The sequence below is a fragment of the Dictyoglomus sp. genome (assembly GCA_025060475.1).
Classification (GTDB): domain Bacteria; phylum Dictyoglomota; class Dictyoglomia; order Dictyoglomales; family Dictyoglomaceae; genus NZ13-RE01.
On the sequence record JANXBZ010000004.1, the window covers coordinates 93,681 to 115,069 of the forward strand.

A 21,389-nucleotide genomic window follows, 5' to 3' on the forward strand; every position below is an offset into this window, starting at 1 on the left:
AGAACTAAAAAATTTTACTAATAAGAAAGCCCATATCCATAAGGGAAAATAGCCTTATTTTTGTTCTCAATATACCAAGTAAAAGATAATTTTCCTTTTGGTTTATAATCTCCAAAAAGTACATCGGTTATTCCTTCTCCTTCTGTTCCAGGAAGCCAAGCACATAGTATTGCAGAAGCTTTAGAAAGATATTTTTCTATATCCACAGGTCTTCCCACTAATAAGATTATTACCACAGGTTTCTTAGACTTAAAGGAATTTTCAAGAATTAGCTGATCAGAGTACTCTATTTCTGGCTTAAAAGTATCTCCCATAAATTCTGCATATGGTTTTTCTCCAACAATTGAAATTACTATATCTGCATCTTTAGGAATGTTATCTCCATAGGGTGAAAAAGTAACTTTTGTATTTTTACTAACACTCTTTCTTATAGCGTCTAAAATGGTGGTACCTACTGTAATATTTCCTTTTTGTCCCTGCCAATAAATAGTCCATCCTCCACACTGAGATCCTATATCTCTTGCTTTTTCTCCTACAACACATATATGTTTTAGATTCTTTGAAAGAGGAAGAATTTTATTTTTATTTTGTAAAAGTACAATACTTTCTCTAACAGCCCTTCTTGCTACTTCTCTATGTTCCTTAGAGCCTATTTTTCCAATTAATTCTCTGTCAGAAAAGGGATTATCAAAAAGTCCCAACAAAAATTTAACCCTTAATATTCTTCTTACTGCATCATCAATTCGGTTTATAGAAACTCTTCCCTTTTGTACACAAGCTTTTAAAGTATTTATAAATCTTACATAATCATCAGGAACCATAACCATATCTATTCCTGCATTTATGCTAAGAGCCACTTGATCCTCATAACTTCCAGGAAGCTGTTCTATAGCCTTCCAATCAGAAACTAAAAAACCATCAAATTTAAGCTCTTTCTTTAATACATCGGTTAAGAGATATTTATGAGCATGCATTTTTGTTCCATTGAAACTGGAAAAGGATACCATTATGGATTTTGCTCCTTCTTTTATAGCGTAAATATATGGCTTCATATGAATATCTCTAAGCTCTTGTTCTGAGCATCTTGTATCTCCTTGATCTAAGAGTCCATTCATTCCTGTTCCAAAAATTGTTCCTCCATCTCCCACAAAATGCTTAGGACAAGAAAGAATAGAATTTTTATCCCTCAAAGATTTTCCTTGAAAGCCCCTTACTACAGCAGATCCCATAACTGCCACTAAACTAGGATCTTCCGAGAAACTTTCATAAGTTCTTCCCCATCTTATATCCTGAGCTACAGCAACACAAGGAGCAAAACTCCATCTTATTCCTACAGCATATGTTTCTATTGCAGTAATTCTTGCACATTCCTCCACAAGCTTTTCATTCCTTGTACACCCAAGTCCAATATTGTGAGGAAAAACAACGGCGGAATATACCTTTGCGTTTCCATGTACAGCATCTATACCATAAATAATTGGAATTTTTAATCTTGTTTGAAGAGCATAGTATTGAAATCTATCTACATAATTTGCCCAGTTTTCTGGAGTAGGATTAGCTGGTCCCGAATTACCACCACTTAGGATAGAACCAAGAAAGTATCTTTTTACATCCTCGGGATCTTTTATATAAGAACTGTCTACTTGAGTCATCTGCCCTATTTTCTCATCAAGGGTCATTTGAGAGAGAAGTTTTTCTACCTTTTCATCTATAGATTCTTCAAAGGAAAAAATAGAAGAGAAAATAAAAATGGAAAAAATCAGAATTAAAAGAATCTTTTTCATAGAACCTCTCCCTAATTAATTTTTACTGTTAAAAGAATAGCATAAAAAACCTTATAAAACCATATCTATCTTCAAACCTAAATTAATTAATTGATTTTTTTAAATTATTAAGTTATCATTAAAGTATCTTCAAAAAAGGAGGTTTCCAATGAAAAAATTAATTTTTATATTTATATTACTAGTTCTTCTTTCTTTTTCCCTTATACAAGGACAACAAGAAAATTTTAACATTCTAAATCCACAGCCTTCCATTAAAAATATAAAGGTTGAACTGAAAAATCCATTAGTCCTTAATCCCAATAGCGCCAGAATCATTACTATTAAAAAAACCCCGATCCCTTTTAAGCCTTTTGATTTTTCGTTTTTTAAGATTACTAAAGATCAAATTATTACATTGGAAAATGGAGTAAAAATTAAAGGCGAAGAATTTTTAAAAGAAATAAATGATATTGAGAAAAAGTTAAATGCCCTTGGATATTCTTTAAGAGACAAGGAAGAAGAAATTGTTATACAAAGGATAGTAATAAAAAGAGAAGATTTAGAAATGCAGAAAAAATTATTTAAAAACATTACACCCTTTGCTACCTTTGAAATGGTGCAAAAAGAGGAACCTTTAAAAGAATTTAAGAATTTTACCTTCGAACGAAAATGGGAACTTCCTTTAGGAGAGGACGAATTTAACATAAACTTGTCTACGGGACTAATACTAAGGGGAGAAGAAAATCAGGTTTTAGCAAATACCTATGCGGTTGCAAAGGCAGGATTGTTAGGGTATAGAACAGAGGTGATAAAAATTGAGGGAGAATTAAAATCTACTAAAAACGAAGAACCAAATAATGGAACTTTAAAGGTTTATATCTTAGGGAGAAAAGAATATGAAAAGAGCTTCAAAACTAAATATAGATTAAAGGAAGATCTAAATTACAATATAGATTGGGGCTTTCCTATAACTGCACCTGTAGGTCCTTTTAATATAACAGGTACTTTTGGTATAAGAGGAAGTATAAAGCTAAGTTTAGATTCAAGTTTAGATTTTTTACTTTGTTCAGCAAGTGTAAATCCCTCTATCGATACAAAAGCCTTTGCCGAAGTAGGGATCGACTACAAAGTAGCATCAGCAGGGGTTGGAGGAGAACTTACAATTCTTAAAGATACCTTGATCTTAAAGGGAAGTTTAGGATTAGTCATGCAAGATCCCATATATAACTCTTACTTTAATATACTTGCATCAGGAGAAAATAGTCTTAATGCTTTATCAGGAAGTTTTTATTTCTTTGTAAAGGTAAATTACCTTGTGGGATCAAAAAAGTTTAAAACAGAAATTTATAATTGGGATGGTTTTTCTTGGAATACCCGTCTTTTCAACTATAGCTATAAAGAACCAGCATATAAGGATAAAACTTTATGGTTAGTAATTAAAGATATTAAAGGAATAACACCTTATACAGCAAGAAACGAAAAGACAAATATAACTTCTAAAAACTTCTATGTAGAGGCAGAGGTAGGAGGCCAAATCTTTTCTACTGTTATTCCTGATAAGAACGCAGATGGAATAGCAGATTCTGATTGGAGATTAAGAATACCCCTAAGTAGTAGAACTACAGAAATTCCTATTAAAATTAGGGTTCTTCAAGAATATTCCACCAAATCATTAAACTTTAAGAATATTCTTGATCTTTGTAAAGGAGAAGAAAAAGAAATGGAAATAAAAATTGACTTAAATTCTAATAATTTTACAGGAACAATTAATGGAAAATTAGAACAAGAATATACATCAGTAGGGGATTTTAGTTACTTTGGAGAAAAATTTCATAGTATAGACTTTAAGATTACTTCTAAATTTGATTTTGAACCTGCCCCCTCAAAGGCAAAATAGCTTTAATTAAAAGGGAACTTTCCAAGTATTATTAAAGCTTTTACTATATTTAGAGTTAAAAGTAACATAAAATTCTCCATTCTTCCTCAGAACTCTATAAACCTCAAAACCCTCTCTAGCAAAGAACAAAGCATATCTTCCTTTCCACATCCAAGATCTAAAATACGCTTCTTACCTAATTTTTTCCCAAACTTTATTCCAGTCCCATCCCTTAGATTCCATGTGGGTAATTATAGCATTTTAATAGAGTATAATAAAAACAAAATTATAATTAAAAAGGAGGAAAAATATGATAATGACAGTTCGTGGGGAAATATCCCCAGAAAATCTTGGAAAAACACTAGTCCATGAACACATTGCAGTAGATTTCTCCTCAGCAGAAAATCAAATTCCAATATCCAAAGAATTAAGAGAAGATATTGTAAACACTATGAAGCCGTATTTAGAAGAAATAAAAAACTTAGGCTTTAGAACCATATTTGAGTGTACTCCTAGATTTGTAGGAAGAGATGTAAAAACCTTAAAAATACTCTCTGAAGCTGTTGGAATTAATATCGTAACAAATACTGGTTTCTATGCTTTTGGAAATTATAATCATATTCCCTTAACTATGAGGAATTTTTCTCCTGAAGAGTTTGCGAAAATTTGGATTGAAGAATGGAAGAATGGTATAGAAGGCACAGAAATTAAACCTGGATTCATAAAAACATCGGTCAATCATGGAAGACTAGGAGATCTTGATAAAAAGGTTATTATTGCATCTTGTATGACCCACTTAGAAACTGGTCTTACCATAGCCTGTCATACAGGAGAGAAAGAATGTGCATTAGGAGTTGCAGATATAGTAGAAAAAGAGGGTGTAGATCCTTCTGCCTTTATAATAGTACATGCAGATCAAATAGAGGATTTTGATGCCCATTTAGAACTTTTTAATAGAGGTTTTATCCTAGAATACGATGGAATAGGTTGGAAGCCTATAGAATATCATGTGGGACTTCTCGATAAGGCTATAAAGGCAGGTTTTATTAATCAAATCCTCATATCTCACGATGCTGGATGGTACACAATTAATGAAAAGGGAGCAAAAGATAAAATAAGACCATATACTGATATTTCTTTGAAGCTTTTCCCAGAACTTTATAGAAAAGGCTATGATGAGAGTTTAGAAAAAATTCTTCTTATAGAAAACCCCAGAAGAATCTTTGATATAAGAATAAGAAAAAGATAAAACTTTATATAGATAAGGTTATTTATCTTTTCTAGGATATTCCTTATATTTATACATACGGCAATATTTTACCTTTTTCCTTTTTTAATTGTTGACTTTATCAGAACACTATAATATAATTAACTACCTTTAACTAAAATTGATATAGGGAGGAATCCCAGATGTTAAAAGAAGGAGAAATAAGAATTCCATCAGCCTGCGGATTATTAGGTTATATAAATAAAAGAGAAAAATTAACCTCAGGCGATTCTATAGTAAAAGCTATGAGCCTCATGCGAGAAAGAGGAAATGGACTTGGAGCTGGCTTTGCAGTATATGGTATATATCCTGATAGAAAAGATTACTATGCCTTTCATCTCTTTTTTGAAAACAAAAGAGCAAAAGAGGAAGTTGAAGACTTTATTCAAGAATATTTCATAATCGTTGATAACGAAGAAATTCCTACAAGAAAAAACAAAAATATCAAGAAATCTCCTATTATATGGAGATATTTTCTAAAAGTCAAAGAAAAGGAAGATCTATATGATCAATATGAGACAGAAGAAGATATGATTGTAGATATTGTGATGAAAATAAATTCAAAAATTGAAGGAGCTTATGTTTTTTCAAGTGGAAAAAACATGGGAATTTTCAAGGGGGTAGGTTATCCAGAAGATATCGGAGAATTTTATAAATTAGAATCTTATAAAGGATATATATGGACTGCCCATTCCAGATTCCCCACAAACACACCAGGATGGTGGGGAGGAGCTCATCCTTTTGGTCTATTAAACTGGGCAGTAGTACATAATGGAGAAATTTCCTCCTATGGAACAAATATGCGATTTATTGAAATGTTTGGTTATAAGTGTACTCTAAGAACCGATACGGAAGTAATAACATATCTTTTTGATTTATTAGTAAGAAAACACAATCTTCCCTTAGAATATGCTCTTTCCACCTTTGCTCCACCTTTATATTCTGTAATAGAAAGAATGCCTGAATCTAAAAAAGAAGTATACAGAGCTCTAAGAGCTGTCTACCAGAGTTGTCTACTAAATGGTCCTTTTGCTATCATCATTACTTCTAATGATCTCTTTATTGCTTTAAATGATCGAATAAAATTAAGACCTTTAGTAGTAGCAGAATGGAATGATTATCTCTTTGCAGCTTCAGAAGAATCTGCCATTAGAGCTTTATGTCCCAATCCTGATAAGGTATGGATGCCTAAAGGAGGAGAACCAGTAATAGCAACCTTAGAGAAAGCGAGGGTGATGCTTTCATGAAAACTTTATATGAGTCTGATTTTATAGTGATAAGAGATGAGACAAAATGTATAAGATGTAAGGTCTGTGTAAATCAATGTTCATATAAAGCTCACGAATACGATGAAGAAGAAGATAGAGTTATAGTAGATAATTCTAAATGTGTAGGATGTCATAGATGTGTAGCTATGTGCCCCACAAAAGCTATAACAGTCTCTCATAATCCCTTAGAGTTTAGAGAAAATTATAACTGGTCTGGCAGATACATCAAAGAAATATATAAACAAGCAGAAACCGGAGGAATATTACTTACAGGAATGGGAAATGACAAAAATTATCCTATTTATTGGGACAGAATTTTACTAAATGCAAGTCAGGTAACAAATCCTTCTATAGATCCTTTAAGAGAACCTATGGAATTGAAAACTTTTATAGGAAGAAAACCTGAGAAACTAGAATTTGATAAATATGGAAATATTAAAACCCCTATTCCTCCTCAATTGGAATTAGAACTCCCAGTAATGTTTTCCGCTATGTCTTTTGGTTCTATAAGTTTAAATGCAGCTGAATCCTTAGCAAGAGCTGCTGTAGAAGTTGGTACTTACTGGAATACAGGTGAGGGAGGATTACATAAAAAACTCTATCAATATAAACACAAAGCAATAGTTCAATGTGCATCAGGAAGATTTGGGGTAGACGTAGAATATTTAAACTCTGGATCTGCAATTGAAATAAAAATAGGTCAAGGAGCAAAACCAGGAATAGGAGGACACCTTCCAGGAGAAAAGGTTAAAGAAGAGGTATCTGCAACAAGAATGATTCCCATAGGTAGCGATGCAATTTCTCCTGCCCCTCATCATGATATATATTCTATAGAAGATCTAAGACAACTTATCTTTGCTCTAAAGGAAGCTACAGAGTATAAAAAGCCTGTTGGAGTTAAAATTGCTGCAGTACATAACGTGGCTGCCATCGCATCGGGAATAGCAAGAGCAGGAGCAGATTTTATTGTAATTGATGGATTTAGAGGAGGAACAGGTGCTGCTCCTACAAGAATAAGAGACAATGTAGGCATTCCTATAGAACTTGCCTTAGCAGCTGTAGATACAAGACTTAGAGAAGAAGGAATAAGAAATCAAGTATCAATAATAGCAGCAGGCTCCATTAGAAACAGTGCAGATGTAATAAAAGCTATAGCGTTAGGTGCGGATGCTGTATACATAGCTACAGCAGCTTTAATATCACTTGGATGTCACCTTTGCCAGCAATGTCATACTGGAAAATGCAATTGGGGAATAGCAACCCAAGATCCTAATTTAGTAAAAAGATTAAATCCAGAAATTGGAGCAAGAAGAGCAGGAAATCTACTTAAAGCATGGGCTCATGAAATAAAGGAAATGCTTGGAGGAATGGGAATAAATGCTCTTGAAAGTTTAAGAGGAAATAGATTAATGCTAAGAGGCGTAGGACTAAATGAAAAAGAGCTCGAAATTCTTGGTATAAAGCATGCGGGGGAGGGAATTTGATGAAAAATCCTACAAAGAAAAGAATATTTCCCAAAGAAGAATACTGTCTTGGTTGTCATTTATGTGAAATCTATTGCATATCTGCCCATTCTAAGGAAAAAAATCTCGTAAAGTTATTTAAAATGCCAAACAGACCATATCCAAGAATATTAGTAGAAGAAAAAGAAGGAGAATATATAACCTTTGCCCTTCAATGTAGACACTGTGATGAACCTTATTGCATCACTGCCTGTATATCAGGAGCGCTACAAATGGACCAAAATAAACACTTAATCATATGTGATGAAGAAAAATGCGTAGGTTGCTGGTCATGCATCTTAGTATGCCCCTATGGAGCTATAAGAAGAAACGATAATAAAAAGATAGCGTCCAAATGTGATTTATGTATAGAAAGAGGTATCCCTGCTTGTGTAGAGAATTGTCCCAATGAAGCCTTAGAGTTGAGAGAGGTATAAGAGGGAGGCGATAAATTGAAGCATGTAATAATAGGAAACTCCATAGCATGTGCAGGATGTATCGAGGGAATAAGAAGAATCTCCAAAGAAGATGAAATAATAGTCATTTCCGATGAACCTTATCATATATATTCCAGACCTCTAATTTCTTACTGGTTAAGTGGTAAGATTCCTACAGAGAAAATTTATTATCGTCCTTTAGATTATTACGAAAAAAATAAAATTAAAACGATTCTTGGGAAAAAAGCAATTAAAGTAGATTTTGAGGTTCAGAGAGTTATTTTAGAAGATGGACAGGAAATAGAATATGACAAACTATTAATTGCTACAGGGGGTAAACCCTTTATACCTCCTATAAAAGGATATCCTAAAGAGAGTGTTTTTACTTTTATAAAGTTTGATGATGTTAAAAGAATAGATAAGGAGTTAAAACCTAATATAAACACAGTAGTAGTAGGAGCAGGACTTTCAGGTCTAAAAGCAGCAGAAGCTCTAATTAAAAGAGGATGTAAAGTAAAAGTTGTAGAACTTGCTAACAAGATATTAGGAAGTATTCTGGATGAGTTCTCAGCTAAAAAGGTTAAGGATTATCTTGAGGAAAAAGGTATAGAATTTTATCTAGAAAATTCTGTGGTAGAGATATTAGGGAAAAATAAAGTAGAAAGAATAATCCTTCAGAAGGGAGAGGAATTAAAAGTTGATATATTAATAATAGCGATAGGAGTTATACCTAATGTAGATATATTTAAGGATACTCCACTTAAACTTCGAAGAGGAATCTTAGTAAATGAGAGAATGGAAACTAACATAAATAATGTATATGCAGCAGGGGACGTTGTGGAGAGTTTAGATTTAATAACTGGAAATCAAAGGGTTATCCCAATACTTCCCAATGCCTACACTCAGGGTAAAATTGCGGGAATAAATATGGCAGGAGGAGAAGCTATGTATGATGGAAGCTTTCCTATAAACTCCATAGGATTTTTTGATATTCATATTATGACTGGTGGTATTAATAATCCTCAAGAAAATACTGAAATCCTAGAAAAATGGGATGAAGATACAAAAATTTACAAAAAAATTTACATAGATGACAATAAAATTACAGGATTTATATTTATTAACTCCTTTGACAGAACTGGAATAATTGTGGACCTAATGAGAAAAAAGGTAAACATCTCAGAAATTAAACATAAGATTCTGTCAGATAACTTTGGGCTATTAGACTTTCCAAGGGAATTTAGAAGAGAAAAAATATTTGGAGGTGTTTAAACCTTGATTATGCTTGAGGATTTAACTATTGATGCCCAAAATCTTCACTATAAAGAATTGAATTTAAGGATCCGAGAAAAGATTAAAGAGAATAATAAAAATATTAAACTTATAAATGTAAATGGACAACGATATATATGTGCTGGAATTACTGGTAGTGAGATTAATGTAAAAGTGATAGGAATACCGGGTAATGATCTAGGAGCTTTTATGAATGGTCCTAAAATTGAAGTTTTAGGAAATGCTCAAGATGGTGTAGGAAATACGATGAATGATGGGGAAATAATAATACACGGAATAGCAGGAGATATCATAGGATATGGTATGAGAGGAGGAAGTATTTATATTAAAGGAAATGTAGGATATAGAGTAGGAATACATATGAAAGAATATCAAGAAAAAATACCTGTAATTGTGATAGGAGGATATGCTGGAGATTTCTTGGGAGAGTACATGGCAGGTGGAAGAATCATTGTACTAGGATTGGATCTTAATAATAAAGAAGACATTGTAGGATACTATTGTAGTACGGGAATTCACGGAGGAGTAATATATTTAAGAGGTTTTGTACCAGAATATAAGTTAGGAAAGGAAGGAAAAGTCTTAGAAACTGATGAAAAGGATATGGATTTCATATCCTTTCATGTTAAAAAATTTTCTGAGTACTTCCATATTGATTATGAATACATAATTTCTGAAAAATTTTATAAAATAGTACCTTATAATAAAAGACCCTATGGAAATCTTTATGCATACTGAGGATTTAATTGGCTTAGGGATTTATTACCTTTGGCAATGGTAGGAGAAACTGATGTTAAAGTTGTGATTATTATTTTAGGCTTTCAATTGGCAAAAGTTTAGATATAAACTGCTGCCACATCTTTTTCTATATCCTGCCATCTCTTTCAATTTATTTCCAATTTCGCTATCAACTATACCCATATCCACATAACCACTCTTTGCTAGTATATGCCTTCCTATGTCAAAAATAGCTTCTAAAGTTCTTCTAAGGAGGCTTTCACAAGCAGCTGTAAGCTTTTTATCAGAAATTTGCGATAAATCGTAGAGTTCCTCTATAAACTTATCATAATCATATTTAAAATCTGCGTATCCTCTCAAAATCATCATTTCGTAATTTTCTTTAAATTCTTCTGAGTAAGGTTATATGAGGTTATCATTAATATATTGATCTGTCAAAAAAGGGAAGAATTGTTTTTGGAGAATTCAAGATAATTAAATCCTTTAAATATTTACAATTCCATAGATAAAAAATTGCCCCCTCTCTTCGAGGGGGCTTAGTTATTTATCATACTACAGTATAGGTAGATAAGTTTCTATTTCAAAATCAGTAACATGTCTTCGGTAATTATTCCATTCAATCTTTTTGTTTTCTATAAAATTCGTAAATACATGCTCACCTAAAGCTTTCTTAACTACCTCACTATTCTCAGCCAATTCTATAGCCTCTATCAGACTGCCTGGAAGACTCTTTATTCCTCTTTTTTCTCTTTCCTCTTCTGACATATGGTACACGTTTTCTTCTATAGGCTCAGGTAATTCATAACCTTTTTCTATTCCTTCTAATCCTGCTGTTAAAAGTACTGCAAAAGCAAGATAAGGATTACATGCAGGATCAGGAGCTCTATATTCTATTCTTGTTGCTTCTTCTTTCCCAGGTTTATATAGAGGAACTCTTATAAGATCTGATCTATTCCTCATTGCCCAAGATATGTATACTGGTGCCTCATAACCTGGCACTAATCTTTTATAAGAATTTACCCATTGATTTGTTACGAGTGTTATCTCCCTTGCATGTTTAAGTAATCCTGCTATAAACCCTTTTGCTGTTTTAGATAAGTGGTATTTATCATTTGCATCGAAAAAGGCATTTCTACCATCTTTAAATAAACTCATGTGGACATGCATACCTGAACCATTCTGACCATAAATTGGCTTTGGCATAAAGGTAGCATATACTCCATTCAAATATGCTACTTCTTTTATAACTAATCTTGCAGTCATAACTATATCTGCCATAGTTAAAGCATCTTGATACCTAAAATCTATTTCGTGTTGTGAGGGAGCAACTTCATGATGGGTAAATTCTACCTTTATGCCCATTTCTTCCAACATCGTTACTGTTTGATTTCTTAAATCTATTGCTTCATCCCTTGGGATTAAGTCAAAATATCCTCCCCAATCAAGAACTTCTGGCTTTTCACTAGATTTTAAATAAAAGAACTCTAATTCAGGTCCAACATAGTAAGTAAAACCTTTCTCCTTTGCCTTTCTTAGTACATTTTTTAGTACATTCCGAGGATCTCCCTCAAAGGGTCTACCATCAGGCTCTTTGATTGTTGCAAACATTCTTGCTGCTTTTACATCTTTTCTCCAAGGCAAAATTGCAAAAGTTTCTGGCTCAGGAAAAGCTACCATATCACTTTCTTCTATTCTTGTATATCCCCTTACCGAAGAGCCATCAAAGCCAAGTCCCTCTTCAAAAGCCTTTTCAAGCTCTCTTGGAGTTATAGTAAAACTTTTAAGAAATCCCAATATATCTGTAAACCAGATCTCAATAAATTTTACATTCTCCTCTTTTACGAACTTTAATACTTCTTCTTTAGTTTTTGGAAAATCTCTAGTCATAAATATATACCTCCTTTTAAAAATATTTTTAAAATGGGAACTAAAATATAGCTTTATCTCCTCTTTCTCCAGTTCTGATACGAATTGCATCCTCTATGTTATAAATAAATATTTTACCATCTCCAATATTTCCAGATCGAGCAAAATTGACTACTATATCGACTACCTTTTCTACTTCAGAGTCTGGCACCACCATCTCTATCTTCACCTTTGGTAATAAGTTTATACTAACTTCTACTCCTCTATAAAACTCTGTTCTTCCTTTCTGAAACCCACAACCAAAAACTTGTGTAACAGTCATTCCCTTTATTCCAATAGAATTTAAAGCTTCTTTTACTTCTTCAAGCTTTTCAGGTCTTATGATACACTCAATTTTTTTCATACATATCACCACCTTTTTTCATTACTTAACCAAAGAGGATTTTACTACAAAGTCTCCATAAGCTACAGAACCATGCTCTGCTATATCAAGTCCTTCTACTTCTTCCTTTTCGGAAACTCTAAGTCCTACGGTTTTCTTAATTATCGAGAAAAGAATATAGGCAGTAACAGAGGTCCACAAAAACACTGATAAAACTCCAGATACCTGAACTATAAGTTGCTTTAGTCCCCCGCCATATAATAATCCTGTCTCTTCTGCTAAGAATCCAACCATTATTGTACCAAAAGCTCCACAAACACCATGTACGGAAATAGCTCCCACAGGATCATCTATCTTGACTTTTTGATCCAAATATTCCACTGAAAGTACTACTAATAATCCAGCTAATCCTCCGATTAAAGCAGAACCCCAAATATTTACAGAAGCACAACCTGCTGTTATTGCTACAAGTCCTGCTAAGGCTCCATTTAAAGTCATACTTACATCTGGTTTCTTATACTTTATCCATGTAAAAATCATAGCTAGATTTGCTCCCATTGCTGCAGCAATATTAGTGTTTACTGCAATTTTACCTATAGCCTTATTCATCCCTGAAAGAGTAGACCCTGGGTTAAAACCAAACCATCCAAACCATAATATAAAAACACCAAGAGCTGCTAAAGTTATACTATGCCCGGGTATAGCAGTTACCTTACCCTCCTTAGTATATTTTCCTATTCTTGGACCAAGAAGATATGCTCCTATTAAAGCACACCATCCTCCTACAGAATGTACTACTGTAGAACCTGCAAAATCTATAAATCCAAGCTTAGAAAGCCAACCTCCACCCCAAGCCCAATGGCCCACTACGGGATAAATTATTAAAGAAATAATCGCACTATATATACAGTAAGCTATAAATTTTGTTCTCTCTGCCATAGCTCCTGAGACTATAGTTGCAGCAGTACCTGCAAATACCGTTTGAAAAATCAAAAAAGACATTAAAGGAATAGTTAAACCAAGATGTTCAAAAGAACCAAGTAAACCGAATCCAGATATACCAATCAACCCATTCCAATCTTTACCAAACATAAAACCAAAACCTATAAGCCAGAAAACAACAGAGCCTATAGCAAAGTCCATCAAGTTTTTCATAACAATATTACTCGCATTCTTAGATCTAGTAAAGCCTGCTTCTACCATAGCAAAACCAGCCTGCATAAAAAACACTAAAAAAGCTGAAAGTAGAACCCAAATATTATCCACTGCTACAGTTACATCTTCAATTTTTACATCTTCCCCATATGCTAAATTCAATAGTAGAGTAAATAACAAACTAATAAAAAAACTTTTTCTAATCTTTACCCACATTGAAATTCACCTCCTTATAAAAAATAAAAAAATAAAAATAATCTTTCACCTCCTTCGCCATTGAAATTTTTAAGGGTTCCCAAAATTAAGTTTGTAATTTTTATATCATAAAAAAATTTATAAGTCAATAACTATTTTTTTAAAAGGCTTACGGCAAGTATTTACCGACTATAGGATAAAAATAAAATAAAAACATAAAAAAATCTCAAATTAAATTATTCTTATTAGTACCATTAAAAAGGGCATAACTATTATACTTAGAATAGTAGTATAAGTTATCATTTTTACTGCAAATTCATAATCCCCATCATAAATTCTTGCAACAATAGCGGAATTTACCATAGCAGGCATTGCAGACATAATTATAAAAACATCCCTCATTAATTTGGGAAGAGGAATTATTAAACTTAAAAGTATAACAAGAGCAGGAGATATAATAAATCTTCCAAGAAAAGTTAAAATTGTATCCTTTTCAATATTAAATTTCTTAAATCCCATTTCATGAATGATAATGCCTACATAAAATAAAGAAAGAGGAATGGTAAGATTTCCTATTAATTTAAAACTCTCAAATATAAATTTGGGAATTTTTATGTCTAAAAAAATAAGAAAGATTCCAAAAAGAAATCCAAAAAAAGGAGGATTAAATATTTTTCTTATATTTTTCCAAAGTTTCTCCCTTTCCTTTTGAACATCTGTAGAAATTCCATAGATACCAAGAGTCCACCAAATTGTCGTATTTGCCATGTAATAAAGAAGAGTATAAGGAGTTGCAATTTCCCCAAAAAGAGCTTGGGACATGGGAAGTCCTATAAATATACTATTTGATAAAGAAAATATTCCAGAGAATAGTCCTCTTCTTTCTTTTTTTATATTAAATAACATGCTTAATAGATATCCCATAAGATAAGCCAGAAGAATAGATAAAAAAGGAACAATTAATCCTTTTGAGGAATTTAAAAGATCTTCTTTAGTAAAAAATAAGTTCATATTTACAAGAATACTAAAAGGAAGAGATAAATTTAGCACTATTTGGGCATATAAATCCGCTGTATTATTATTAAACCACCCTCTGTAAGAAAGGTAATAGCCAATCGCTATTACAATTATAACTTCTAATACTGCCTGAAATGCAGAAAGAAATGTTTCCATGAAAACCTCCACTTTTTTAAAATAAAAATACCATAAAATAGGTTAAAAATAAAATAAAAGAAAAGAAGGCAAGGTTTTCCTTGCCCTCTTATCTATTGGGGTAAACAAAAATATGGGTTATCCCACTTAATGAATTTTTATCTACATGTACATTTCTTTTGCTTTTAATTTTTAAGATTGGATTTTCATTTACTACTTTTTTTGATTGATTTTTTTTCTCAATAGATAGAATGATCTTTAGATATCCGAGTCTTAATTCCATCTTTTCACCTCCTATATATTAGAAAATTTTTTTGCAATGGAAAAATATAAAACTTAGAGTTAACTCCATGTCAAGAGGTTTCTATAAGATTTATTTTAGTTAAGAACAAATGAGAAAAGGGGAGAGTAATTTTACTCCCCTAAATATTCTCTAACAAGCTTTACATTTTCTCTTATAAGATCGGGAATGGGAAGTTTATAGGGACATCTTGGAAGACAATTGCCACATCTTGTACAATTTTGAGCTTTGAGATAAGCATCATAGAACCATCCACTACTTATATTATCTTTTGATAATCTTTTTATAAAGGAATCTGCCCTAATAATTATTGAAATAGGTATTTCTTGGGGACAAGGCTGACAATAATCACACCTTCTACAGAAGGTAGGCCCAAGTTCTGCTTTTGTTTTCTCAATCTCCTCCCATTCTTCAGGAGTCAATGGAGAAAGCTCTAAAGCAATTTTCACATTTTCTTCTACCTCTTCTATAGTTTCCATCCCTGGATCTGGAATTACAAATTCCTTCTGCAAAGCAAATTTTAAGGCAAGTCTTGGATTGGGAAAAACTCCTCCCCCCATAGGTTTCATAGCAATGATTCCTATATCTTTTTCAAGAGCCATGGGAAAAATTTTTTCTTCCACCTTTGTTTCTATAAAGTTATAACATAATTGAACTACATCGAATTTATCTGTCGCAATTAGTTCTTCCAAAAGATCGGTACTATGACTTGATACTGCAATAAAATCTATAAGTCCCTCTTCCTTTGCCCTTAAAAGTCCATAATAGGCACCATCAGGAGAGAAAACTTTATTAAAGCTTTCTTTATCATTTATTCCATGGAGATGATAAATATCAATCTTTTCTACCCCTAAATTTTTTAAACTGATTTTTACATCTTCGTATATTCCATCCTTTGTTCTATTGGGAGATTTTGTAGAAATATATACTTTTTTATCAATCCCTTTTAATGCCTTTCCAATTTTAATTTCACTATCTCTATATCCCCTTGCAGTATCAATTAAATTGATCCCAAGCTCTATAGCTCTTCTTACCACTTTTACTGCTTCCTCTTCTTCTATCCTTTGAATGGGTATTCCTCCAAAAGCTATAGGAAAAACTTCAATATTTGTTCTGCCAAGTCTTCTGTATTTCATACCATACCTCCTATTCTTAAGTTATTTCCCATTAATAATAGAAAAAATTTTTAATTAGGACAAGCTAAATCATCTCTGAAGAAGAGAAAAAATAAAACGTAAGCCCAAAAGAATAATAAGGAATCCACATGCCTTTCTAAACAATTCAAAGATTCTTGGATTTTTAAAAATAAAAGGAGGAAGAACACTTAATGCTGTCCCCAAGAGAAACAATGGTACCATAAAAGAGGATCCCAATCCGAAAAAGAAACCATAGAAAGCACCTTCCCAGGGGCTTTCTACATTAAAGGCTATATAAGTTAGAATACTCAATAAAGGAGCACAGGGAAAGGCAATACCTAGGAAAAAACCTAATAAAGCAGGGGGAAGAATATTTCTTTTTATAATATGATTAAAAAGTATTTTATAAAGATTAAAAGAAGGCTCCTTTCTCCAAATCATAAAAATTCCTGTGATAATAGTAAAAATACCCATTCCCAGTATAAGTAAACTATGAAATATTTCCATCTGAAGGATATTGAGGATAAAAACTCCCATCAAGCCTGACAAAAATCCTAATAAAATATAGCTTAACAATCGAAAAAGGGAAAATATTAGGATAATTCTTAGCCCTTTCTTTAATCCCTTAACATTACCTGCTATATAAAAAAGTAAGGGAGGAGTACAAGATATGGAACAATAACTAAAACTTAAGCTTAAACCAGTAATAAATAATTCTAAAGGGATATTTTTCTCCATATTTTTAGAAAACTAAGACTCATAATTTTAGCAAAAAGAATAAAAAAAACAGTGGTTATAATCCCAAAAAGGGGAATAAAAAATGGAGCTATCAAAAGTGCTCCCAGGACTGCCCCTAAAAGATCCGATGCATATAGTATTCCAGCTAATTTTCCAACCCTTTTTTCCTTTTCAAGATATATACTACTTGCAAGAGGAAATTGAAGTCCCACAAGAAATCCTATAGAAAGGTTCAGTATATATAATAAAGATTCAAGAATAAAGGATAGCTTTAGAGTATAGGTAAAAAGAAGTAAAATAATAAAAAGAAGAATAAAAGAATAAGAAGTTATTAATATCTCTATTTTCATTAATGTATCATATTTTCTTCTAATTTTCTCAATTTTAGAAGTCATGCAATATCCACCTAAAGCAAGCCCCAACATAAATGAAGAAACTAGAATACCTATTTTATGATAAAGGTATCCTAAAAGAATCTGAAAGGAAAAAATCAAAAGGATATTAAAGGTGAAACCAAAGAATCCTGTAGTTATTATAGTGAAGATAACAGGAGCAATGGTATGCCTTCTTAAAAATAAAAGGGGAAAAAGGAAAATAATAAGAAAATACCACCATGGTATTTTTTGTATCCTCTGAAAAAAGCTTCTGCTTTGGGGATAGGAAATAATATTAAAAAGGGAAAGGCTATAAAAGGTTGCAATGGGACGGGTATCCTTATTTATTTTAACTTCTTCTTTTAATAAATTTTTTAAAAAGATTAGAGATCTTTCTTTGGAAAATTTATAATAAATATAGGGCAAAGTTAGAAGATTTGTTTTTATATTTCTTCTATGAAAACGTTCTGAAATTTCTTCTAAGGAAGGAATATTTTCTTTTTTTAGAAAGGACACAAAGATACAAAAATCTCCAGGAATTACTAGAACCTCTGGAAATATTTCTTTTAAAGTTTCCCAAATACACCTATTAAGTTTTACTATCTCTTCATCCATGTAAGACTCTGAGGCAGGAAGTCCTAAAGAAAAAATTCCATAAGAAGTTAATTTTTTTGATATCTCTGTGAAAAACTCCTTAGTGTAAAATCTATTCAATTGAAGGGTAGAAGGTGGAGGAAAATTCAAAATTATTACATCGTATTTACTTTCTTTTGTTTTTACAAAGAATCTTGCATCGGTAATTTCAAAATTTATCTTTAAATCATATTTATAGGGTAGAAATTTAGAAGAAAGTTCAATAATCAAAGGATCTAACTCCACATAATCTATCTCCACATTATGTTTAGAGATCTCTTTTAAAACTCCTCCCATCCCTCCTCCTAATAAAAGAACCCTTCTAGGGGAAGGATGAAGAAGAAGTGAAAGATGAGCAAGCTCCTCATTAAAGGCTATATCGGGATAAGGAGAAGTAAAAAGAAGAAGCCCATTCTCATAAAAATTTAGCTGATCATTAATTTTAGTTATACTAATATTTCCATATATGGAATCTTCCTCATAAATTAATTTTTGATTAATCCATTGCCATTCTCGAGAGTATTTATTTAATTGGATAATATATTGAGAGGGAAGAAGATATAAACTAAATCCCAGTAGAGATATGATAAAAAGAAAAGAAAAAGAGGGAATCTTAATAAGAAGTAAAGAAGAGAAAAGATTTATTATCCCAGCAATAATTGCTATCTGTAAGGGATTAAAATGGTAAACTAAAAAGAAGGTAAAAAGAAAACCTCCTAATACACATCCTATAGCCTCTGCAATATAAATCCTACCTATATTTATAGAAGAATTTCCATTAAGAGAAAGAAGTCTACACCCTAAAGAAAATTGAAATCCGTTAAGGATACAGGAAGGAGCAAGAACTAGAAAAGAAGAAAAAAATATAATAGGGAGGGATACCATTTCTATTCCTTCAATTCCCATAAGAGAATTTATTTTTCTTGCGAAAAGAATCTGAAGGGGAAGAATCAAAAAGAAAAGAATCTGAGTAAGAGGAAAGAAAGAAAATTTTTTAGGTATTTTATCAGTGTATCTTCCTAATATTCCGCTTCCTATAGCAGTGAGGATTAGCCAGTTTGCAAAGATTACTCCCAAGGATAGCTCATTTCCCTGAAAATTTACGATAAGTTCTCGGGTCAATACTACCTGAGCTATAGTTTCTCCTATTCCTACTGCAAGGAAGGAGATTAGGAGAAGATTATTTTTATTCCCATACACCAGGGATCCTATGATTGCAGAACTTACATTTTCCTCCCTTAATATTATTCTCTAAGACTTGAAAATGGATCCTCTTAATTACTACCTTTTTACATTTGGGGCAAAAGGTACTGTTTGCTACATGTCCAGGAACATTACCGATGGTTACATATTCCAATCCTACTTCCATGGCAATATTTCTTGCCTTCTCTAAGGTTTCAATAGGAGTTGGAGGAAGACGGTTCAATTTATAGGCAGGGAAAAATCTTGTAAAATGTACTGGGACTTCTTTCCCTAAATTATCTCTTATCCAGATACACATTTCCCTTATCTTATCTAAATTATCGTTTAAAGTGGGAATTATAAGGCAGGTAATTTCAAACCATACTCCTGATTTTTTAATGGTTTTTAAGGTAGAGAGAACAGGTTCCAAATCTGAAAAAGATGTTTCTCTATAAAACTCAGAAGTAAATCCCTTTAAATCCACACAAACTGCATCAAGATATTTGAGAATTTCCTTTAAGGGCTCCTGATTTATAGCCCCATTAGTATGAAGATATACTCTTAATCCATGTTTTTTAGCAAGTCTTGATACATCATATACCCATTCATAAAAGGTTGTGGGCTCGTTATAGGTAAAAGATATGGAAGAACAGCCATATCCTCGAGCTTTAGAAACTGCTTCTTCGGGAGAAAGATAGGGAAGTTTAAGCTCATCTTGAGTGCGTGTGGAAAGATGCCAGTTATGGCAAAAACTGCATTTGAAATTACAGCCTGCAGTACCAAAGCATAGGGTAAAGGTTCCTGGAAGAAAATGAAGAAGGGGCTCTTTTTCTACGGGATCAATCTGGGCAGTTACTCTCCCATAAACTAAAGTATAAAGGGTTCCCTTTTTATTTATTCTATTGGTACAATAACCTCTTCCTCCATCGGGTATGGTACAACGTCTAAAACAAAGTTGACATTGGACCATATTATTGGGAAGCTTAATGTAATACTTGGCTTCTACATCTCTTTCTTTAGAAGATAGGGATTTTTTTAGTAGCTCTAATTCTAAAGAGGGAATAGGTGTATCTCCTTTAAAAATCATGGCTCCTCCTGCTATCAAAAAGGAAAGAAGAAATATAATCTGAAGGAAAACGTAAAAATTATCTTTTAATTTTTTGAATTTCAATTTAATCCCTCCTTAATAAATATTATACCCTCTATAATCTGTGTTTTCAAATAAATTACAGGACTTCCAGATTATTCATAACTAAAACTTGAGGATAAAATTCTTTAATCCTTTGTTGATTTTCCTAATGGTTATCTTTTTTATAAGCGGTTTTATTCCAATAGATATTACACCACCAGTGGTTGAAATAATAACCCCTAAAGATGGAGATGAGGTATCAGGAAAAGTGAATATAAAAATCGAAGCAGTGGATAATGTAAGAGTAGAAAGAGTAGAGCTTTATGTTAATGGTGTAATGGTAGATGAAGATTATTATGAAATAGGATAGGAAAAGATGGAACTATTTATATTGGAAGTTATGATACGTATCTTTATGCTATAAATTCAGAAAGTTTAGGACTTTCAGATTCTCTATGACCAAAGTTTAAATATAATGAGCAGAATACTGGTTGTATCGTGGGGTAGAAGAAATCTCAGATGGCTCATTTTAAAGAAGTTTTTCTAGAATTTTACATGCAGTTTCTACATATTTAGGACAGATAGTTTTAAATAAATTTTCTTCTTTTGCCTTTTTAAGTCCTTCTTCTGTTCCTAAATCAACTCCCCCCAAAAGATCTATACAATTAATAGATCTATAAATAGTTTCAAATTCCTTAATAAACTCCTTTACTTTAGGATATATTCTTTCCTTTCCAGAATCTATATCTTCTTCTTTAAAGAAACCATATTTTAAGCCTAAAACAAGAATTGCTCCCGATACTGCTCCACATATTCTACCCGTTCTTCCAATACCACCGCCAAGTCCACTTGCTATTAATAAAGCAGTTTTTTCGTCTAGACCAAAGTCCTCAGAAAAGGCAGTAAATACCGATTGAGAACAGTTAAAACTTTTATTAAAGATAGAAAGAGCCTTTTCTACTTTATCCATTTTACTTCCTCCTTTTTTATAAATTTTATCAT

The 21,389-nt window shown here is 32.2% G+C and carries 21 protein-coding genes; 9 read left to right on the plus strand and 12 right to left on the minus strand.

Annotation, left to right across the window (positions count from 1 at the left end):
• Positions 1 to 17: 17 nt before the first annotated feature.
• Positions 18 to 1,784 carry a glycoside hydrolase family 3 protein gene (locus tag NZ841_03215; protein ID MCS7201767.1) on the minus strand — a complete coding sequence of 589 codons (1,767 nt, stop codon included), beginning with the start codon at positions 1,782 to 1,784 and terminating at the stop codon, positions 18 to 20.
• Positions 1,785 to 1,932: 148 nt separating this feature from the next.
• Here NZ841_03215 and NZ841_03220 point away from each other — a divergent pair, with 148 nt between their 5' ends.
• The 7 genes from NZ841_03220 (at position 1,933) to NZ841_03250 (ending at position 10,144) form a co-directional block, all read left to right on the plus strand.
• A complete protein-coding gene (locus tag NZ841_03220; GenBank protein ID MCS7201768.1) occupies positions 1,933 to 3,660 on the plus strand; it encodes a hypothetical protein in 1,728 nt (575 codons plus the stop codon).
• 289 nt (positions 3,661 to 3,949) lie between these two features.
• A complete protein-coding gene (locus NZ841_03225; GenBank protein MCS7201769.1) occupies positions 3,950 to 4,888 on the plus strand; it encodes an aryldialkylphosphatase in 939 nt (312 codons plus the stop codon).
• Positions 4,889 to 5,049: 161 nt separating this feature from the next.
• On the plus strand, positions 5,050 to 6,153 hold the full coding sequence (locus tag NZ841_03230) for a glutamine amidotransferase family protein (GenBank protein MCS7201770.1): 1,104 nt from the start codon (positions 5,050 to 5,052) through the stop codon (positions 6,151 to 6,153).
• Positions 6,150 to 7,658 carry a glutamate synthase-related protein gene (locus NZ841_03235; protein MCS7201771.1) on the plus strand — a complete coding sequence of 503 codons (1,509 nt, stop codon included), beginning with the start codon at positions 6,150 to 6,152 and terminating at the stop codon, positions 7,656 to 7,658. The genes NZ841_03230 and NZ841_03235 overlap by 4 nt, the downstream gene beginning before the upstream one ends.
• Positions 7,658 to 8,113, plus strand: coding sequence for a 4Fe-4S dicluster domain-containing protein (locus NZ841_03240; GenBank protein ID MCS7201772.1), 456 nt, complete (start codon positions 7,658 to 7,660; stop codon positions 8,111 to 8,113). Before NZ841_03235 ends, NZ841_03240 begins: the two co-directional genes overlap by 1 nt.
• A 15-nt stretch (positions 8,114 to 8,128) precedes the next feature.
• Positions 8,129 to 9,385 (plus strand): FAD-dependent oxidoreductase, encoded by a 1,257-nt coding sequence (locus NZ841_03245; protein MCS7201773.1) that lies wholly within the window; start codon positions 8,129 to 8,131, stop codon positions 9,383 to 9,385.
• Between the two features lie 9 nt (positions 9,386 to 9,394).
• On the plus strand, positions 9,395 to 10,144 hold the full coding sequence (locus tag NZ841_03250) for a hypothetical protein (protein ID MCS7201774.1): 750 nt from the start codon (positions 9,395 to 9,397) through the stop codon (positions 10,142 to 10,144).
• A gap of 75 nt (positions 10,145 to 10,219) precedes the next feature.
• Here NZ841_03250 and NZ841_03255 read toward each other — a convergent pair whose 3' ends face one another.
• From NZ841_03255 to amrS, 10 genes are all read right to left on the minus strand, one after another.
• Positions 10,220 to 10,513, minus strand: a complete 294-nt coding sequence (locus NZ841_03255) for a DUF86 domain-containing protein (protein ID MCS7201775.1) — start codon at positions 10,511 to 10,513, stop codon at positions 10,220 to 10,222.
• A gap of 183 nt (positions 10,514 to 10,696) precedes the next feature.
• Complete coding sequence (locus tag NZ841_03260; GenBank protein ID MCS7201776.1) at positions 10,697 to 12,031, minus strand: glutamine synthetase family protein; 1,335 nt, start codon at positions 12,029 to 12,031, stop codon at positions 10,697 to 10,699.
• A 40-nt stretch (positions 12,032 to 12,071) separates the two neighbouring features.
• On the minus strand, positions 12,072 to 12,413 hold the full coding sequence (locus tag NZ841_03265) for a P-II family nitrogen regulator (GenBank protein MCS7201777.1): 342 nt from the start codon (positions 12,411 to 12,413) through the stop codon (positions 12,072 to 12,074).
• Positions 12,414 to 12,434: 21 nt separating this feature from the next.
• Positions 12,435 to 13,763, minus strand: a complete 1,329-nt coding sequence (locus NZ841_03270; GenBank protein MCS7201778.1) for an ammonium transporter — start codon at positions 13,761 to 13,763, stop codon at positions 12,435 to 12,437.
• A 210-nt stretch (positions 13,764 to 13,973) separates the two neighbouring features.
• Positions 13,974 to 14,915: an AEC family transporter gene (locus tag NZ841_03275; protein ID MCS7201779.1), complete on the minus strand. Its 942-nt coding sequence runs from the start codon at positions 14,913 to 14,915 to the stop codon at positions 13,974 to 13,976.
• Positions 14,916 to 15,003: 88 nt separating this feature from the next.
• Positions 15,004 to 15,177: a hypothetical protein gene (locus NZ841_03280; GenBank protein ID MCS7201780.1), complete on the minus strand. Its 174-nt coding sequence runs from the start codon at positions 15,175 to 15,177 to the stop codon at positions 15,004 to 15,006.
• 131 nt (positions 15,178 to 15,308) lie between these two features.
• Positions 15,309 to 16,331 carry an aldo/keto reductase gene (locus NZ841_03285; GenBank protein MCS7201781.1) on the minus strand — a complete coding sequence of 341 codons (1,023 nt, stop codon included), beginning with the start codon at positions 16,329 to 16,331 and terminating at the stop codon, positions 15,309 to 15,311.
• Positions 16,332 to 16,400: 69 nt separating this feature from the next.
• Entirely contained in the window at positions 16,401 to 17,069 is a 669-nt protein-coding gene (locus NZ841_03290; protein MCS7201782.1) for a sulfite exporter TauE/SafE family protein, read from the minus strand.
• Positions 17,048 to 19,276, minus strand: coding sequence for a fused MFS/spermidine synthase (locus NZ841_03295; protein ID MCS7201783.1), 2,229 nt, complete (start codon positions 19,274 to 19,276; stop codon positions 17,048 to 17,050). The genes NZ841_03290 and NZ841_03295 overlap by 22 nt, the downstream gene beginning before the upstream one ends.
• Positions 19,263 to 20,429 carry an AmmeMemoRadiSam system radical SAM enzyme gene (gene amrS, locus NZ841_03300; GenBank protein ID MCS7201784.1) on the minus strand — a complete coding sequence of 389 codons (1,167 nt, stop codon included), beginning with the start codon at positions 20,427 to 20,429 and terminating at the stop codon, positions 19,263 to 19,265. Before amrS ends, NZ841_03295 begins: the two co-directional genes overlap by 14 nt.
• A 127-nt stretch (positions 20,430 to 20,556) precedes the next feature.
• On the opposite strand from amrS, the gene NZ841_03305 reads away from it, so the two are divergent.
• Both NZ841_03305 and NZ841_03310 read left to right on the plus strand, forming a co-directional pair.
• Positions 20,557 to 20,757, plus strand: a complete 201-nt coding sequence (locus NZ841_03305; protein ID MCS7201785.1) for an Ig-like domain-containing protein — start codon at positions 20,557 to 20,559, stop codon at positions 20,755 to 20,757.
• A complete protein-coding gene (locus NZ841_03310) occupies positions 20,754 to 20,846 on the plus strand; it encodes a hypothetical protein (protein MCS7201786.1) in 93 nt (30 codons plus the stop codon). The genes NZ841_03305 and NZ841_03310 overlap by 4 nt, the downstream gene beginning before the upstream one ends.
• Before the next feature lie 70 nt (positions 20,847 to 20,916).
• Here NZ841_03310 and NZ841_03315 read toward each other — a convergent pair whose 3' ends face one another.
• Positions 20,917 to 21,357 (minus strand): C-GCAxxG-C-C family protein, encoded by a 441-nt coding sequence (locus NZ841_03315; GenBank protein MCS7201787.1) that lies wholly within the window; start codon positions 21,355 to 21,357, stop codon positions 20,917 to 20,919.
• Between the last annotated feature and the right edge of the window lie 32 nt (positions 21,358 to 21,389).

Bases quoted from the DNA above. Each gene is read 5' to 3' on its own strand.
- NZ841_03315 (MCS7201787.1), bottom strand. From the start codon at position 21,357: ATGGATAAAGTAGAAAAGGCTCTTTCTATCTTTAATAAAAGTTTTAAC.
- NZ841_03225 (MCS7201769.1), top strand. From the start codon at position 3,950: ATGATAATGACAGTTCGTGGGGAAATATCCCCAGAAAATCTTGGAAAA.
- NZ841_03240 (MCS7201772.1), top strand. From the start codon at position 7,658: ATGAAAAATCCTACAAAGAAAAGAATATTTCCCAAAGAAGAATACTGT.
- NZ841_03265 (MCS7201777.1), bottom strand. From the start codon at position 12,413: ATGAAAAAAATTGAGTGTATCATAAGACCTGAAAAGCTTGAAGAAGTA.
- NZ841_03230 (MCS7201770.1), top strand. From the start codon at position 5,050: ATGTTAAAAGAAGGAGAAATAAGAATTCCATCAGCCTGCGGATTATTA.
- NZ841_03250 (MCS7201774.1), top strand. From the start codon at position 9,395: ATGCTTGAGGATTTAACTATTGATGCCCAAAATCTTCACTATAAAGAA.
- NZ841_03255 (MCS7201775.1), bottom strand. From the start codon at position 10,513: ATGATGATTTTGAGAGGATACGCAGATTTTAAATATGATTATGATAAG.
- NZ841_03235 (MCS7201771.1), top strand. From the start codon at position 6,150: ATGAAAACTTTATATGAGTCTGATTTTATAGTGATAAGAGATGAGACA.
- NZ841_03285 (MCS7201781.1), bottom strand. From the start codon at position 16,331: ATGAAATACAGAAGACTTGGCAGAACAAATATTGAAGTTTTTCCTATA.
- NZ841_03260 (MCS7201776.1), bottom strand. From the start codon at position 12,031: ATGACTAGAGATTTTCCAAAAACTAAAGAAGAAGTATTAAAGTTCGTA.
- NZ841_03280 (MCS7201780.1), bottom strand. From the start codon at position 15,177: ATGGAATTAAGACTCGGATATCTAAAGATCATTCTATCTATTGAGAAA.
- NZ841_03275 (MCS7201779.1), bottom strand. From the start codon at position 14,915: ATGGAAACATTTCTTTCTGCATTTCAGGCAGTATTAGAAGTTATAATT.
- NZ841_03220 (MCS7201768.1), top strand. From the start codon at position 1,933: ATGAAAAAATTAATTTTTATATTTATATTACTAGTTCTTCTTTCTTTT.
- NZ841_03290 (MCS7201782.1), bottom strand. From the start codon at position 17,069: ATGGAGAAAAATATCCCTTTAGAATTATTTATTACTGGTTTAAGCTTA.
- NZ841_03270 (MCS7201778.1), bottom strand. From the start codon at position 13,763: ATGTGGGTAAAGATTAGAAAAAGTTTTTTTATTAGTTTGTTATTTACT.
- NZ841_03305 (MCS7201785.1), top strand. From the start codon at position 20,557: ATGGTTATCTTTTTTATAAGCGGTTTTATTCCAATAGATATTACACCA.
- NZ841_03215 (MCS7201767.1), bottom strand. From the start codon at position 1,784: ATGAAAAAGATTCTTTTAATTCTGATTTTTTCCATTTTTATTTTCTCT.